Genomic DNA, 15429 nt, shown 5'->3' with positions numbered 1-15429 from the left:
ACCCCTCATGGATATGCCATTTGTGATATAATAAAAGAATCGCTTTTTTTGAGAGTTGCAGAAATTTTTTTGAAAGGAAGTGAAAGCACTTTGAAAACGTGGAAAGTTAATCTCATTGTGCTTTGGTTTGGACAGTTTCTGGTCAATGCAGGCATGACCATGATTACACCGTTTCTTTCGCTGTTTCTTGCCAGAGATCTGGGCGTTGTAGGTGAGCACGAAATTGGAATTTGGGCCGGATTTATTTTTGCAGCCAATTTCCTCACCTCCTTTTTATTTCAGCCGCTCTGGGGCAAGTTGTCGGATAAATACGGACGCAAAATTATGTTGCTTCGCTCCGGTTTCGGCATGGCTGTTGTTATCGCATTGATGGGTCTCGTGCAAAACCCTTGGCAACTTCTCTTATTGCGCTTGCTGAACGGAACCATCTCTGGCTTCAACCCCGCGGCTGTTGCTCTGATCTCAGGCACAACGCCAAAGGATCGTATGGGATTTGCGATGGGGATCAGCCAGTCCGGTCAGGTGGCAGGTACGATTTTGGGTCCGCTTATCGGCGGATTGCTTGCGGATGCGGTAGGGTTTCGTCCAATTTTCTACATTACAGGCGGGCTCATCTTTGTAGCTTCTATGCTTGCAATGTTCCTCGTAAGAGAGACGTTCGACCGTGAAAAAGCTGCAAAATTGCCAGATCAATCGGTATTGTCCGGATTGAAGGAGCTCAGCAAATTGCCTCAGCTACCTGCACTCTTCGCTGTGACGTTCCTGTTGCAATTTGCGATGATCAGTCCGATGTCGCTCTTGCCTATATATGTACAAAAACTGCATGGAACCGCAGTCGACGTGGCCTTCTGGGCAGGTATGGTCGGTGCAGTTACAGGGATATCCAATATGGCGATGTCTCCGGTACTCGGAAAACTCAGTGACCGGATCGGATCACACCGAGTCCTCACTTTTTCACTGATCGGAACCGGACTCATGCTTATTCCGCAAGCTTTTGTGCAAACGGTATGGCAACTCATTCTTGTTCGCTTTGTGATGGGGATATTTATGGGCGGCTTGCTTCCAAGCGTAAATGCGCTAATTCGGGGGTATTCACCTGATAACATGATCAGCCGGGCATTCAGCTTTAACACAAGCACACTTGCTCTCGGTAATATGCTGGGCGCAGTCATTGGCGGATTCCTCGCCGGTTTCATCGGTATTGAGGGGCTGTTTATCGTATCCGGCGGCCTATTATTACTCAATATGGTCTGGGTTCGATTCAAATTGTACAAAACACCTGTCCGCATTAAAGAATCGAAGACAACTTAAATTTTCTAACGGGAACAAACAACAAAAGCCGCTTCAGTGCCATGACTGGCCTGGGAGCGGCTTTTCTATTACACTCGTCGTTCGTTGAATTGAATCGGATATTCCTTCACACCAAATACAAAAGCGCTTTGAATCGGCTCCAGAGCCGTTTCAGGAACTAGCCGTATCTGCTCCATACGCTGGAGCAGCGTGTGAAGAACAACTCTCGCTTCCAAACGTGCTAGCGGCGCGCCCAAGCAAAAATGAATTCCGAACCCAAATCCCATATGTCGGTTCGGCTTACGATCGGACACAAACTCATCTGCACGCTCAAACTGTGCACTGTCACGATTGGCAGCCCCTACCCAGGATATAACCTGTTGACCTGCCTTGATCGCCTTGCCTCCTAGTTCTATATCTTCCCTCGCAACACGTCCAATGGCTACAATCGGCGGATAATAACGTAGTGTCTCTTCTACAGCGCTGGCCACCTTGTCCGGATGCCCACGCAACTCCTCTTGCAGTTCGGGTTGTTCAGAGAGAATGCGCACTGCATTGGCAATCAAATTGGTCGTTGTCTCGTTCCCTGCAGCCAGCAGGAGAATGCAAAAATTGACCACTTCTTCCTCCGTTAACTTCTCACCCTCAATCTCCGCATCTAGTAGCAAAGAGATAAGATCGTCCTGAGGCTGTAGACGACGCTGTTCCATAATGTCTGTGAAATAGGCATATAACTCCTGGATATTCTTCAGCTTTTCCTTCTCCAACTCTAGAAAAGCTTCTTCACTATCATCACGTGCACCCTTCACTAGCACATCAGACCACTCCTTGAATTCACGCCGATCTGTAGCCGGAACACCAATCAGTTCAGCGATAACAATGACAGGAAGTGGCGTTGCAAGATCATCAATCAGGTTCATCCTTTCACCCGACAAGTGTGGAGCCAGCAACTCATCCGTAATTTCCTGAATACGTGGCGCAAGAGCTTCTATCGCCTTGGGCGTAAACGCCTGATTAACCAAGTCACGAAGCTGTTTGTGCTTCGGTGGATCTGTCGTTAACATGCTGGTACCGCCACGGTTACGCTCAGAAGAGAACAGCTTCGGATTTTTTAACACATACTGCACATCTTCGTACCGAAACACGTCCCAGCATTCACGATGCTCATCATATCGGACTGGAGTGTTCTCACGAAGTTCTGCATACACCTGGAAGGGAGATAATTGTCGCTCCTTGTTGTGCAATTCCCGAATAGGAATGTAATTGGCATATTTTCGGGGTGCTTGTTTCATCGTGTTTCCTCCAATCAATAATATATATTTATTTACATATAAGACTCATATCCATTATAACCACAACTGGATAGCGATTCCAACTATTTCAGCATAAATAAGCCTCTCGTCCCAACGTATGCTACCAACTACCCTTCTAGTGTCGAAAGTTAAATATGTAAATTAAAATAACATTAAAATGACGTATATTCTCCGTTTTTTCTCTCTACCTTCCTTTTAAACAAGAATATATAAAATTCAAATTCAGCCATTTTCCCTATTAAATATCTATTTATCTATTAAAAACGTTGATTGTAAGCGTTATTCCTGCATAAAACTAGATTTGTTATATTACATAACATTAAATAATATTATCTCAATCTACTTACATAAAAAAAAGAAAATACCTCACACAAAAATCACTTGAAGGAGTGTGTCATCATGAAAAAATCTTCTAACCTTCGCCCTTGGGCCGTATGGAGTACCGCCGCATTTACCGCACTAACTCTATCCCTGTCCCCGATCGGAACCTATGCCGCTCAGGCAGCTACGGTAGAGGTAAAAGGCACCGTCGGCACGGTTCAGAGCACACCAGCCACGCCCACACGCAATACCACTATCCCCTCAGTGCCTGATGCTTCCAAACAATCCCCACTTCCTAATGTACTCGTGATCGGTACAGGCGGAACGATTGCGGGACAATCGGAAGACGCAACCAGCTTCCAGAACTATAAGGCCGGCACACTTCTTATTGCTGATATGGTCAAAGATTTGCCGGATAAACAGAAAATTGCAGATGTGAGCACACTGCAGTTCGGTAACTCCGGTTCAGGTTCCTATACAATGGCTGATCTGTACGACTTGTCTCAAACGGTGGATAAAGCACTGGCTCAATATGACAGCGTCGTGGTAACCACTGGAACAGATACCATGGAGGAAATTGCATACTTCCTTGACATGACAGTTCAGAGCGATAAACCTGTGATCATCACAGGCTCGATGCGACCTTGGACGGTAATTGGCTCTGATGCCCAAGCGAATCTCTACAATGCCATTAAGCTGGCTGGCAGCGGGCGCACGAAATCTTTCGGCACCGTCTTAATGCTGAATGATACCATTCAGCTTGCACGCGGGGTAACCAAAACTAACGACTACCGGACAGACACTTTCGAAACACCTATGCTCGGTGCTGTGGGTTATATTGATGAAGAGAATATCCGGATTTACCGGGCTCCTGCTCGCGCGATGAAACCCGAAGGCACGGCAAAACCTGCATTCGACCTTAGCAAAATTACCAAAGCCGATCTTGCCAAAGTTGAGATCGCCATCTCTTATCAAGAAGCCGGCGGCGGAGCGATAGAAGGCTTTGTAAAAAGCGGAGTGAAAGGCATTGTCACCTCAGGTACAGGTGCAGGCGGAATCTCCAGAGCAATGGGTCAAGCCCGTACGAAGGCCATTGAAGAAGGCGTTATTTTCGTCACGACAACCCGAACCGGCTCAGGCAGTGTATACGGCGGAGGAAAAGGCATCATTGCAGGGGATAATCTCAGTCCACAGCAAGCCCGGATTCTCTTGATGCTTGGACTGTCTTTCAGTGATGATTTTGATACCATTAAAAAATGGTTTGAAACATACGGCACCCCAGAGGTATAAATCAACGGAAAATAATTGTCATATTATAGAAAAAAAGACCAAAGCAGAGGTCATCCTGCTTTGGTCTTTTTCCCCATCCTATCAATCTTTATAATATATAATAGATTACAGTCGGAAAGGAACATCAACACATATGGGCTATTATTTTCTCGAATCTCAGTATCCGCGCAGTGGATTTATTAGCGGCGGTACAACCTTCACTCCTGAATTGGATAAAAATTACATCAATGTAAATTATCCACTGCCTGATCATACAAAGGCCGAGGTCGAACTTTTGTCATCAGTACGCAGCTTGAAGGTAGACTACTTCGAGACCATTACAGGTACCCGTGTTGTATCGGACGCTTTCAAAACGCTATTGGAAGAAACCGGATCGAACGTGCAGTTTATTCCCGCCATTGTCCGTTATCATGATGACCGCCCGGTTGAAAAGACATACTGGATCGCGCATCTGATGGAGCAAGTGGATTGCTTCGATTATGAACGGTCGGAATACGGACGCAAAGCGGTCATCGCCGCTTCCGTGCACCAGCCACCACGTAAACTTGTCAAAGTGATTTCCAAACTTGTTCTTGATCACAGCAAAATCAACGGGTACCATTTTTTCAAGCTGGCGCATGTACAACTACTGAAACCGATCATCTCAAGTGAATTGTATGACACATGCAAAAAGCATAAATTAAAACTACATGTCATCACAATCTAATCTCACATTTAACTTGGTTTTCAAACGAGCTTTCAACGGAGTTTCAAGTAACCTATTTCACCCAAGCCAGCGCCAATCCGTCATAGTCCGGAAGCATGGTTGTAACTAGACGCGGGTCACTTGCCATCTGCTCGTTGAAACGACGTACAGCAAGCACGGCCGGTCCTTGCTTGTCCGGATTAAGCGTGCGACCACGTAGGAAACAGTTATCACCTACAATGACTGCACCCGGACGCGCAAGGCGAATTGCATAATCGAGATAAACCGGATAATTTTCCTTATCTGCGTCAATAAAGAAGAAATCAAAGGTACGCCCTTCCTGTGCCAATTGCTCCAGACTGTCTGCCGCAGGCCCGATCCGGTACTCGACTTGACTGCCGAATCCACCTTCCTCCAAATGTCCGCGAGCCATAGCCGCATATTCTTCTTTCAGTTCAAGGGAAGTCAGGCTTCCTCCTTCGCTCAGCCCACGAGCAAGGCAGATGCCGCTGTAACCGCCGAGCACACCGATTTCGAGCACAGCTTCAGCTTTTGAGGTTTTCGCCAGAAAGGTGAGCAAGCGTCCATACGCCGCAGCCACGGAAACCTCTGGCATGCCATTCGCTCGAATGGCCGATTTTACCTTTAACAAGAGCTCATCCTCTTGAAATAATTGATTTACATATTCGTCAGGGGTCAGATTCAACACGAAGTTCCTCCTTGCACACTTGGACTACTTTCCATATCAATGCCCCCAGGTAGCTTTCTCTATAAATACCCTGGATAGCTTTTCATATGGATGCCAATGTTTTATAATGAATGTTTGGTATCAACACAGACTATTGAACGTTACTTTACCTGCGTTGAAGTTTTTGCGCTTAAGCCGCATTACTCATTGTAAGTTTTTTCACGGAAAGCGGCAAGGCCGCGCCGTTACTATATTGGCCGCGAGAGGCTTAAGCCAGCTGCGGCTCGAAATGGAGTTGAATGAATTCATATGGCTCGATTGCAATTGATTGCGACCTCCGCAATGGGACTCGAGGCTGTTGTAGCCCGGGAACTGAAACAGTTGGGGTATGAGGATGCCAAGGTCGATAATGGCCGCGTATTTTTCACAGGAGATTACATTGATATTTGTCGCTGTAACCTGTGGCTGAGAAGTTCGGACCGCGTACTGGTCAACATGGGGGAATTCCCCGCAACTACATTTGACGAATTGTTTGAGGGTACCAAGGCACTGCCTTGGGAAGACTGGATTCCGGCAGACGGTGAATTCCCGGTTGAAGGAAGATCACAGAAATCGCAACTGAGCAGTGTGCCTGCTTCCCAAGGTATTGTCAAAAAGGCGATTGTTGAAAAACTGAAGCTGACGCATCACACCGAATGGTTCCCTGAAAATGGAGCCCGTTATGTGGTTGAAGTGATTCTGTTGAATGACCGCGCTCTGATTACGCTGGATACAACAGGCCCAGGACTTCATAAACGCGGATACCGGAGACTTGTTACAGAAGCACCTCTCAAGGAAACACTGGCAGCTGCCCTGATTCAGCTTAGCCGCTGGAATGTTTCACGCCCGTTCTACGATCCATGCTGCGGCTCAGGTACGATGTTGATTGAAGCAGCCATGATTGGCTGGAATATCGCACCAGGACTTCGCCGTACATTTAACTCCGAGAATTGGGACGTAATTCCTGCTGAACTGTGGGAACAGGCACGGGAGGAAGCATTTGATGCCGTGCGTGACGATGTACCTCTGCAGATTTCAGGTAGCGACATCGACCCGGAAGCGATTGAGGTTGCGCAAGCAGCGATCAAAAGTGCGGGCTTTGCCAAAGATATCGAAGTCAGCGTACTGCCAGCACACCGGGCCAGACCTCAAGGAGAGTATGGAGTTATTATTACCAACCCACCTTATGGCGAACGCCTGAGTGAAGAAAAAGAAGTGCAGAAGCTACTTCGTTCCCTCGGCCGCTCTTATCTGGATATGCCAACGTGGTCGTTTTTTGCCATAACCTCCACCAAAGCATTTGAAGAGTATTTCGGACACAAAGCGGACAAGCGTCGCAAGCTGTTCAACGGACGGATCGAAACCCAGTACTATCAATATTTGGGGCCATTGCCCCCACGCAACAAAACACCTCAAGCTTAACGATATTTACGGTTAAGAAACGCTCTGACCTTTATGGTTGGAGCGTTTTTTTCGTTTGTTCAAGTTTATCTATCTAACAAGCACTGCTCATCCCCGATCTCACAGCTCTGTATGATAGCCAAGTATGACGAGCATAGTTGAAATGCGAAGCGGTCACGCTATAATATATGAAGCCCTGTTTTACATTCCGTTAACAAAATAAATGACAATATTTAATCTACATCCTCTCGAATCATGAACAGCTATACAAAAAAAAAAGGGGGAAACAATATGGTTTTCACTCAGCCTATGCGAAGTTCCAGAACGCCCGGGCTTCTGCGTCACCCATTGACGCTATATGTTATTTTCACGATACTTATCCTGCTTAAGCTGATGTTGCTACATCACAATCTGCACGCGTACAACATTACCATGGGACTGCTCGACAAAGTGATTGCCGTTGGATCGTTGTTGCTTCTGTCCTTCTGGGTCTGGTGGTTGCCACGTAGGGGCATGATTGCTGCACTTGCTGTCCTTCACTTGTTCCTTACTGCACTCATCTATGCGGATATGGTCTATTATCGTTACTTTCAGGATTTCCTTACCATTCCTGTGCTATTACAGGCACGACAGGTAGATGCACTTGGTGACAGCATTGCCACTTTAATCTATGCTCGCGATATTTGGTTTTTTGCCGATTTATTCATTGTTATTCCATTTGCTGTCTTAATGCTGTTCAGCAGACGTTATCGCTCAGGTCAACCGTCAGGGATGTACACAAGCAGTTCTAACGGTAGTTATAGCGGTTATTCCTCCACTTCCTCCATATCTCATAAAAAGCGTCTCCGTCGCCGTCTATTAGCAGGTGTCACAGCGCTCATTCTGGGATTGGTTCTTGGCGCAGGCCCTATATATTATTACAGCAAAACCTGGGCCAAGGGGCTGTTTGATAACAATTGGTGGAATGTATCCATGTACAACGTAACCGGATTGCTCGCTTTTCACGGCTATGATGCGTACTCTTATGTCAAAAATAACATGGGTTCCGGCCCCGAAGCCGATCCGGCCGATATCCAGCAGGTTAAAACTTTTTTTGATGATCAAAAAAAGTCGAATGCAGGACAGACCAGCCAGCCCTTATACGGAAAATATAAAGATAGCAACGTCATTATCGTGCAAGGTGAAGCCTTTATGAATTTTATGATTGGACAAAGCATTGGTGGGCAGGAAATCACACCCCACTTCAATGAACTGATGAAAGAAAGCCAGTATTACAGCCACTTTTATCACCAGACTGGACAGGGCAGAACGTCAGATGCCGACTTCGGCACCAACATCTCTCTGCACCCTCTTCCTGTAGGGTCAGCTTTTGTGCGTTACGCAGATCATACGTATGATTCGCTACCTTCCATTCTGAAGGAACATGGCTATAGCACCAACGTATTTCACGCCTACGAGAGCGGGTTCTGGAACCGATATACGATGTATCAGAATATGAAATACGACAAGTTCTACAGCAAAAATGATTTTATACAAGATGACCCGCTTGGCTGGTCTTTGTCCGATGTATCTTTTTTCAGACAGTCTGTTGAAAAAATGAGCAATGAAGCAAAGGAACCTTTTTATTCATTCCTCATCACGCTTAGCAGCCACCACCCTTACGCCTCTCTGCCTAAAGAAAAACAACAGCTGGATGTGGGGGAATTTCAGGGCACAATGTTCGGAAACTATCTGCAGTCTATTCACTATGTGGATGCCGCACTCGGTGGTATGGTGGAGGATCTGAAGAATCGCGGACTATGGGACAGCACTATCTTCATGTTCTACGGTGACCATGACAGCTCGATTACCGACAAAGCTCAATATGAGAAGTTTCTAGGCCGTGGGCTGAACGACCTTGATATGGCACAGATCATGAACGAAGTTCCACTGCTGGTACATTTACCGGACGGGGCTGCAGCGGGTACCTTCGATAAACCAGCAGGGCAGCTGGATATTACACCATCGGTGTTGCATTTGCTCGGGATATCGGATGAATCCTATTATCACATGGGAAACAATGTGTACAATGACACGGAACGCATGGTGGTACTGCGTAACGGTTCGTTCACAGACGGTAAAGTATTCTATATTCCCTCGGATGATTATCTTTATGCCAATGGAGCCTGTTACGACCAATCCACTCACGAAAAGACGGATATTGACGCCTGCAAGGTTGGTTTTGAAACAGCCTCAAAACGTCTGCATGTGTCTGATACGCTCATTACCTACGATCTGATACGTCAATTCCGCGAGGAGAAGGAACGACCAGCAGACGCAACCGTGAACTCTTCGAAAAAATAATCAGGTACAGAAAAACGAAATCCATGTCAGACACACTCTTATATTGAAGGAGACTCACCTTATGTCAACTAACATTCATGTACACGATATCGAACAAAAGCTTTTTGATGCTGCTACCGAGTTTGTGAAAGAGCGATACCCCCAAGGTTGGGGCGGGGCAGGCGCTGTGTTTACCGACGCAGGATCTCTGCTCATCAGCGTAGCTCCAGAGGTAATTAACGATGCCGTGCATCTATGCATGGAAACAGGCGCTTATCTGGAAGCTCATAAATTAAATGAGCGGGTAACCCACTCTCTCTGCGTAGCGCGCGATGACGAAAATGCTGCATTCAAAGTGCTTACACCTTGCGGAATCTGCCAGGAACGTCTCTTTTACTGGGGAGAGGACGTCAAAGCAGCTGTATACGATCCGTCCGGACAGCTTATTTTCAAAACATTAAGTGAGCTTCAGCCAGACCATTGGACAAGAGCTTACCGGACGGAATAAATTCGAATAACTTGCGAAAATTTGAAAGTCACTTTATAATTGTAACTATAATAGTTTCAACTAGGAACATAATGGAGGTTTTAAACCAATGAATATTGAAGTATGGTCTGATTTCATGTGCCCTTTCTGTTATATCGGCAAACGCCGTCTGGAAAACGTACTCGAAAAATTCCCGCATCGGGATGAAGTAAAGTTGCAATTTAAAAGCTTTGAGCTTGATCCTAACGCAGAATTGAACAGCGGAAAAACGAATGTAGACTATCTAACTTCCAAGTACAACATTAGCGAAGAACAAGCTCGCGGAATGAATGCACAGATGAATGCCAATGCTCGTACAGCAGGGCTCGAATATAATATTGATGCCATGATCCCAACAAACTCCTTTGCTGCTCATCGTCTGACTCACTGGGCAGACACTCAAGGTAAGGCCCTTGATCTGAGTGAGCGTTTGTTCCACGCCATCTTTATTGAAGGCAAACACGTTGGTGATCACCAAGTGCTCGCCGATCTCGCCCAGGAGGTTGGTTTGGATCGCGAAGCTGCGGTTGCCGTTCTGTCCAGCGACCAATATACCGAGAACGTACGCGCTGACCAGGCAGAAGGCGCACAGCTCGGCATCCGAGGAGTTCCATTCTTCGTTCTCGATCGTAAATTTGCCGTTTCCGGAGCACAGCCCGACGATGTCTTCCTGGATGCCCTGCAAAAAGCGTGGGATGAACGTTCCCCGTTCACCATTGTTGAATCGAACGATGCCGCATCAGATCGTAACGGTGTATGCACAGAGGAAGGTTGCGAGGTTCCTCAAAACAAACCTTCCAACTAACATAAAAAAAGCAGCAGGATCATGGCAATGCTCATGACCTTGCTGCTTTTTGCTTTACTACTACTCTCTCTTAGTCGTTTTTAATTCGTCATCCATCAACTTTAATTATCTTTACTCTCTTTCACCACTATTTTAGTTTTTCTCCCATTCTATTCTCCATTCATCCCCAACCAGTTGCCTCCCTCTACACACTAACAAACAACCTAAACAGAACAAAACGGAGAAGCGAAGCCCTCCGTTTTGTTACTGCCCTTACCCTCCGAAGCTTCTTTTCCAAGTGACTCTCCTATCCAACATTGCTGCGGAGGGGGCGAAATCGATTCTGTAGAAGCGGAGCGTTCGCCTTTGTTTTCGAATTTCAAACCTTTAAAAATTTCAATCAAAGAAATTCGAAAACAACAGCGATCAAAAGAACGATTCGTCCCTGGAGCTTCCACCAACGTCTACATCATGAACGATTCGCCCCGGAGCTTCCACCAATGTTCATACTTATTTAACTGGAAAATGAGCTTCGCCCTTAATCCCAAAATAATTGATCCGGATGTGGCCCTGTGCGTTTGTCCGCATCGAGTGCATCAATCTGTCTCAACTCATCTGGTGTCAGTTCGAAATCAAAGATATCCGCGTTCTCTCGAATCCGCTCAGGTGTCACCGATTTGGGAATCGTCACAATCTGATTCTGAATATCCCAGCGTAGAATAATCTGAGCCGGCGTTTTGCCGTACTTCTGAGCCAGTCCCTTAAGAGTCGAATCCTGATTCAACTTCCCTTTCATGATGGGACTCCACGCCTCCAGTTGAATCCCTTGTGCTCCGCAGAAATCCTGCAGTTCCTGCTGGATCAGACCTGGATGTAATTCCACCTGATTCACCGCAGGCACCGTACCACCTTCATCTATAAGATCGCGCAGATGATGTACCTGAAAATTGCTTACACCGATCGCACGCACGCTTCCTTCACTATACAGACGTTCAAAGGCTCTCCACGTCTCTTTATATTGATCACGGCCAGGCCAGTGAATGAGATATAGATCAATAACATTTAAACCAAGCTTCTTCCGGCTGGCTTCGAACGCTCTAAGCGTCGAATCATAACCTTGATCATCATTCCAGAGCTTCGTTGTTACGAAAAGTTCATTACGGGCCACACCACTACTCGCAATGGCTTGTCCCACTTCCTCCTCATTGCCATAAACGGACGCGGTATCAATGCTGCGATACCCTACTTCCAGAGCGGTCTCTACCGCCTGTTGCACTTCTTTTCCCTTCGCCTTATAAGTCCCGATTCCAAGCCAGGGCATCGTCACTCCGTTGTTCAGAATTGTACAATCTGTAATATGTTTGGTCATCCTGTACCTCCCGTATTGATTTTTGCCTGCTCACGGTCTATTAACCTTCTGACAGAATTTTAAGCGCTTGTAAAAAGACAAAAAAGACCTGCAGACCATCATGGCCTGCAGGTTACGGTGTAACAGGAACGGTTTACTTCTTCCCTTGCCTGTGCTGATTCTGGAGCGAATGTAACCTCTTCTTCTCCTCAATGAACATTTCCTGTGCTAACTCGAAGCCTTGTCCACCCAGAGACAACTCCGCTTGCTTCATCGCCTGCTCGGTGTGAGCCAGCCGCTGCTCTGCCTGCACAATGGTCTGCGCATTTGGATGGGACATGGCCTGGGAAACAGCATAATGAAGCTTGTTCACCGCATTTTGCGCCTGAGATACCGTTGTACCCGCTTGCAAACTGGAATCATAACGCTTGGGCATGAGTTATTCCTCCTCGGAATCATATTCCTGTCACCCTATTAGCATGGATTGCATAGAGCAGACTTATTCTTTTTTCAAAAATTTGTTCAAACTTTATACTTCCAAGATACGTTTAAAGATCAGAAGCATTTAAGATCAAAAAAGGAGGAATACCGTTTGAACACAAAAGGGATCCGTTTAGGCCTCCTGACCGTTTCATTGCTATCCGTTCTGTTACTCCTATTTTTTATCGTTTGGACACAGCGCCTCACGAATTCGAACTCCACTTATGAGATCAAAGGATACGTCACTTCAGCGATGCATAGAGATATTCCCGTGCCTGCCAATGCCAAACTCATTGAATCCGCAGCATACTCCGATCACCCTACGCAATCTCAAAGCGAAACGTATGAACTGAAACACATCGGGGGTGAACAAGGACTATACCCACCTGAAGAATATTTTCAAAAGTTACATGAAGCGGGTTGGACGGAACTGAAGGAGGAACGGATGGGCCATATTCATGTTCTATATAAAGAAGAGGTTCGGATCGCCATTGAAATTCGGGAGGATACCTTCCAAATATTTTTGCTCCGTTCGGATGAGGATCATCGTCAAAACTTAGGCTAACAAAAAAATGCAACACAAAAAGGAGAGGCTTTTGCCCCTCCTTTTCAGGTATATCAGATCGTTTCTACCGGTTCATTGCCGTTGTCAAAAGATCTTGGTATACGGTTACTTGATGAACTTGGAAACCTTCGTCAGTACCTCTTCTTCTGTTGGAGCACTGATGTATCGGCCATTGACGAAAACAAAAGCACGCTTCGCACATGGGCCGCAATAAGATTTACAACCGATCTTGATTTCTGTGCCTGGAGCCATCTTCTCGAGCTTAGGCACAATGGACTTCAATCGGATATGATTACACTTTTCACATACGCGGATATCGTTAGCCATGAGTTCCCCTTCTTCGCTCCCTTAGTGGTCGCCGTGGTTGCCTTTGGATGGATTCGTGATCACAAATCCTTCTTGTGGCAAGTAGAGGTAATCAATTTTTACGCCATGGAGCATCGGTTGTCCATTTTCCAAAATAACGTCAATGCCTTTATCTGTAGATACTACAGTGTCATTATCTCCTGGCGTATCCAGGTCAAGACCGTAATGCGCATGGTCTCCGTGCGCATGTGTAATCACAACACGCAATAGTTTACCTTCGTTCTCCGGCTTGTCCAGTTCAAGCTTCAACACTTTCGCTGCGTTACGAGTGATTTTGCAGTTCATTCAATTCATCTCCTATATCATCATTGCTGGTTTCAACAATATCAGCATTCATTTTAAACTCCAGCATCTATTGTAAAGAAAGTTACAGCTAATCGCAATAACATTGATGCGAAAACAACGTGAAGTCATATTTTCGACACGACCTCAGGATGTTGCTTTGTCCCCCAGCATTGGATATTTGCATTCAGCTCGGCTGACCAACCAATTCATCAGAATCAGGGTTATTAAACTTCAATTTACAAAGATAAAAAAACGAGCGCCGCTTCAGCGCCCGTTCCAGTTACACGTTTGAACAATAATTGCGTTTCATGCCAGCTAACCCGAGGCACCTGCCTCACGCTCTCCATGGGATAACAATTCTGCCAGTAGCATGCCCACTTCCACACAAATGTCATCAAACTGCTCCACAGGCAGCGGATTCACTCCCAGACCCACCTCTACGGTGAAGCCCGGCTTGCCAAACGCTTGAATAAACCAATCTTTATACCCGGCATCACTGCCACCAAGTTTTACCGCTTTATATCCGGACGCTTTGGCAAGCTTGCGCGACAGTGGTGCACTCTCTCTCGGCTCCAGATCTCGATAATTCCAATAGATTTCTTGACCTTGGCTGTGCAGGGATACAACTGCGGAAAATGCTTGTTCCTGCGTCCACTGTGCAAGTGCCTGAGCCTCAGGTTCCGTCAGTGGAGCTTTCCCAGCATAATCCCGCGGTCCGGGCGAAGAAATACTCCTGCGCGCAACCTCTTCGTCCCAGTGAGCCGGAAACTGATCATTAAGATCCACACCTCTAATGTTAGCTTTCCAATGTGTAAAGTGTGGTCGCCCGCCGTTCCACGCAAGTAATTCCGAAGCATACTTATGATGATTCACTACGCCCTCCTGAACCAATTCCACACCGTCCGGATTCACCATAGGAACTGCCCACAACGTCGTCTCTTGCATCCAGCGCTGCGGATCATACGTATGCCAAAGCGAATGCGTGGAATACGCCTCGGCGTATTCTTCGATAAACCTCATTAGAACCGGCGTAGTTAACCATTCATTGGCATGAACCGATGCATTAACATGGATATGGCGAGGACCTTGCCCGATTCGCACATAGGGCAGTTTTTTGCCCATCACACTTGTACCGATCTCCCCCGATTCTATGAAGGAATAACGCGCTTCCAATCTCTTTATATCTTTGATCAATTCACGATATCCATATTCACCCTCAATGTTCACGATGGTTTTGCCACCAGCCTGAGGAATATGTATACAGCAGCCCCCCCAATCCTTCACCTTGGAGATTTCGGGATTCCTCTCACGAAGCTGGTCTTCCGATAATCCAAAACGCTCTGCCGTTTCCTGCACCGTTTCTCCCGGTGGCACGACATATCTGCGCCCAGTCCCCGGCACCACACGTAGCATCTGACCCGCAAGCAAGTAAGGCTGGGCTGCAACTTCGGGATTCAACGCACACAATAATGCATTAGTCATACGATATGCCGAAGCAATTCGCGGTAACGTGTCACCTGTTTTCACGATAATCCATTGCAGTTCCATGTTGTTCTCCCTTCCACAGGTTTGATTCTCCCAATTAATTTCGTTTAATCGTACCTGTATTATCGTATGCAAGCCCGGTTGTCCGTCATGTGACATCGTTCGCAGACTTCTATGTTACGTTAGATATTCTGGCCACCAGAGCAGACCCGAGTTGCAGCGTCCTAAGAATAATATAAAA

15 protein-coding genes are annotated in these 15429 nt (G+C 46.5%); 8 read left to right on the top strand and 7 right to left on the bottom strand.

Translation table 11 applies throughout. The features are described from left to right. The first annotated feature begins 90 nt into the window (after positions 1 to 90). Positions 91 to 1311: an MFS transporter gene (locus FS818_RS02620; RefSeq protein WP_145329329.1), complete on the top strand. Its 1221-nt coding sequence runs from the start codon at positions 91 to 93 to the stop codon at positions 1309 to 1311. A gap of 68 nt (positions 1312 to 1379) precedes the next feature. On the opposite strand, the gene FS818_RS02615 is transcribed toward FS818_RS02620, so the two are convergent. Further along, entirely contained in the window at positions 1380 to 2582 is a 1203-nt protein-coding gene (locus FS818_RS02615; RefSeq protein ID WP_145329327.1) for a cytochrome P450, read from the bottom strand. Positions 2583 to 3002: 420 nt separating this feature from the next. On the opposite strand from FS818_RS02615, the gene FS818_RS02610 reads away from it, so the two are divergent. Both FS818_RS02610 and FS818_RS02605 read left to right on the top strand, forming a co-directional pair. After that, positions 3003 to 4214: an asparaginase gene (locus FS818_RS02610; protein ID WP_145329324.1), complete on the top strand. Its 1212-nt coding sequence runs from the start codon at positions 3003 to 3005 to the stop codon at positions 4212 to 4214. 133 nt (positions 4215 to 4347) lie between these two features. Then, entirely contained in the window at positions 4348 to 4920 is a 573-nt protein-coding gene (locus FS818_RS02605; protein ID WP_145329321.1) for an imm11 family protein, read from the top strand. Between the two features lie 52 nt (positions 4921 to 4972). On the opposite strand, the gene FS818_RS02600 is transcribed toward FS818_RS02605, so the two are convergent. Continuing rightward, positions 4973 to 5605, bottom strand: coding sequence for an O-methyltransferase (locus FS818_RS02600; protein ID WP_145332723.1), 633 nt, complete (start codon positions 5603 to 5605; stop codon positions 4973 to 4975). A gap of 291 nt (positions 5606 to 5896) precedes the next feature. Between FS818_RS02600 and FS818_RS02595 the strand changes: the two genes are divergently transcribed. The 4 genes from FS818_RS02595 (at position 5897) to FS818_RS02580 (ending at position 10680) form a co-directional block, all read left to right on the top strand. Next, positions 5897 to 7048 carry a THUMP domain-containing class I SAM-dependent RNA methyltransferase gene (locus FS818_RS02595; protein ID WP_145329318.1) on the top strand — a complete coding sequence of 384 codons (1152 nt, stop codon included), beginning with the start codon at positions 5897 to 5899 and terminating at the stop codon, positions 7046 to 7048. A 270-nt stretch (positions 7049 to 7318) separates the two neighbouring features. Next, complete coding sequence (locus FS818_RS02590) at positions 7319 to 9370, top strand: LTA synthase family protein (protein ID WP_145329315.1); 2052 nt, start codon at positions 7319 to 7321, stop codon at positions 9368 to 9370. Between the two features lie 61 nt (positions 9371 to 9431). Continuing rightward, on the top strand, positions 9432 to 9857 hold the full coding sequence (locus FS818_RS02585) for a cytidine deaminase (RefSeq protein ID WP_145329312.1): 426 nt from the start codon (positions 9432 to 9434) through the stop codon (positions 9855 to 9857). A gap of 88 nt (positions 9858 to 9945) precedes the next feature. Next, positions 9946 to 10680, top strand: coding sequence for a DsbA family oxidoreductase (locus FS818_RS02580; RefSeq protein ID WP_145329309.1), 735 nt, complete (start codon positions 9946 to 9948; stop codon positions 10678 to 10680). A 517-nt stretch (positions 10681 to 11197) separates the two neighbouring features. Here FS818_RS02580 and FS818_RS02575 read toward each other — a convergent pair. Both FS818_RS02575 and FS818_RS02570 read right to left on the bottom strand, forming a co-directional pair. Beyond that, the gene (locus FS818_RS02575; protein WP_145329306.1) at positions 11198 to 12028 is read right to left on the bottom strand and encodes an aldo/keto reductase; all 831 of its coding nucleotides are present in this window, start codon (positions 12026 to 12028) and stop codon (positions 11198 to 11200) included. Between the two features lie 133 nt (positions 12029 to 12161). Continuing rightward, on the bottom strand, positions 12162 to 12443 hold the full coding sequence (locus tag FS818_RS02570) for a hypothetical protein (protein WP_145329304.1): 282 nt from the start codon (positions 12441 to 12443) through the stop codon (positions 12162 to 12164). A 156-nt stretch (positions 12444 to 12599) separates the two neighbouring features. On the opposite strand from FS818_RS02570, the gene FS818_RS02565 reads away from it, so the two are divergent. Next, positions 12600 to 13052, top strand: coding sequence for a hypothetical protein (locus FS818_RS02565; protein WP_145329301.1), 453 nt, complete (start codon positions 12600 to 12602; stop codon positions 13050 to 13052). Positions 13053 to 13157: 105 nt separating this feature from the next. Here the strand turns inward: FS818_RS02565 and FS818_RS02560 are convergent, their stop codons facing one another. From FS818_RS02560 to FS818_RS02550, 3 genes are all read right to left on the bottom strand, one after another. Continuing rightward, positions 13158 to 13379 carry a YuzB family protein gene (locus tag FS818_RS02560; RefSeq protein ID WP_145329298.1) on the bottom strand — a complete coding sequence of 74 codons (222 nt, stop codon included), beginning with the start codon at positions 13377 to 13379 and terminating at the stop codon, positions 13158 to 13160. Between the two features lie 21 nt (positions 13380 to 13400). Further along, positions 13401 to 13703 (bottom strand): iron-sulfur cluster assembly accessory protein, encoded by a 303-nt coding sequence (locus tag FS818_RS02555; protein WP_145329295.1) that lies wholly within the window; start codon positions 13701 to 13703, stop codon positions 13401 to 13403. Positions 13704 to 14018: 315 nt separating this feature from the next. Next, entirely contained in the window at positions 14019 to 15251 is a 1233-nt protein-coding gene (locus FS818_RS02550) for a M14 family metallopeptidase (RefSeq protein ID WP_397351706.1), read from the bottom strand. Between the last annotated feature and the right edge of the window lie 178 nt (positions 15252 to 15429).

The organism is Paenibacillus xylanexedens, assembly GCF_007680605.1.
GTDB classification, from domain to species: domain Bacteria; phylum Bacillota; class Bacilli; order Paenibacillales; family Paenibacillaceae; genus Paenibacillus; species Paenibacillus xylanexedens_B.
Note: the sequence above shows the minus strand (reverse complement) of the source record. Positions and strands in the feature narration are given on the sequence as shown.

Excerpts from the sequence above, each read along its gene's own strand:
- FS818_RS02615 (WP_145329327.1), bottom strand. The coding sequence starts at position 2,582 with ATGAAACAAGCACCCCGAAAATATGCCAATTACATTCCTATTCGGGAA.
- FS818_RS02610 (WP_145329324.1), top strand. The coding sequence starts at position 3,003 with ATGAAAAAATCTTCTAACCTTCGCCCTTGGGCCGTATGGAGTACCGCC.
- FS818_RS02605 (WP_145329321.1), top strand. The coding sequence starts at position 4,348 with ATGGGCTATTATTTTCTCGAATCTCAGTATCCGCGCAGTGGATTTATT.
- FS818_RS02595 (WP_145329318.1), top strand. The coding sequence starts at position 5,897 with ATGGCTCGATTGCAATTGATTGCGACCTCCGCAATGGGACTCGAGGCT.
- FS818_RS02590 (WP_145329315.1), top strand. The coding sequence starts at position 7,319 with ATGGTTTTCACTCAGCCTATGCGAAGTTCCAGAACGCCCGGGCTTCTG.
- FS818_RS02585 (WP_145329312.1), top strand. The coding sequence starts at position 9,432 with ATGTCAACTAACATTCATGTACACGATATCGAACAAAAGCTTTTTGAT.
- FS818_RS02580 (WP_145329309.1), top strand. The coding sequence starts at position 9,946 with ATGAATATTGAAGTATGGTCTGATTTCATGTGCCCTTTCTGTTATATC.
- FS818_RS02575 (WP_145329306.1), bottom strand. The coding sequence starts at position 12,028 with ATGACCAAACATATTACAGATTGTACAATTCTGAACAACGGAGTGACG.
- FS818_RS02570 (WP_145329304.1), bottom strand. The coding sequence starts at position 12,443 with ATGCCCAAGCGTTATGATTCCAGTTTGCAAGCGGGTACAACGGTATCT.
- FS818_RS02560 (WP_145329298.1), bottom strand. The coding sequence starts at position 13,379 with ATGGCTAACGATATCCGCGTATGTGAAAAGTGTAATCATATCCGATTG.
- FS818_RS02555 (WP_145329295.1), bottom strand. The coding sequence starts at position 13,703 with ATGAACTGCAAAATCACTCGTAACGCAGCGAAAGTGTTGAAGCTTGAA.
- FS818_RS02550 (WP_397351706.1), bottom strand. The coding sequence starts at position 15,251 with ATGGAACTGCAATGGATTATCGTGAAAACAGGTGACACGTTACCGCGA.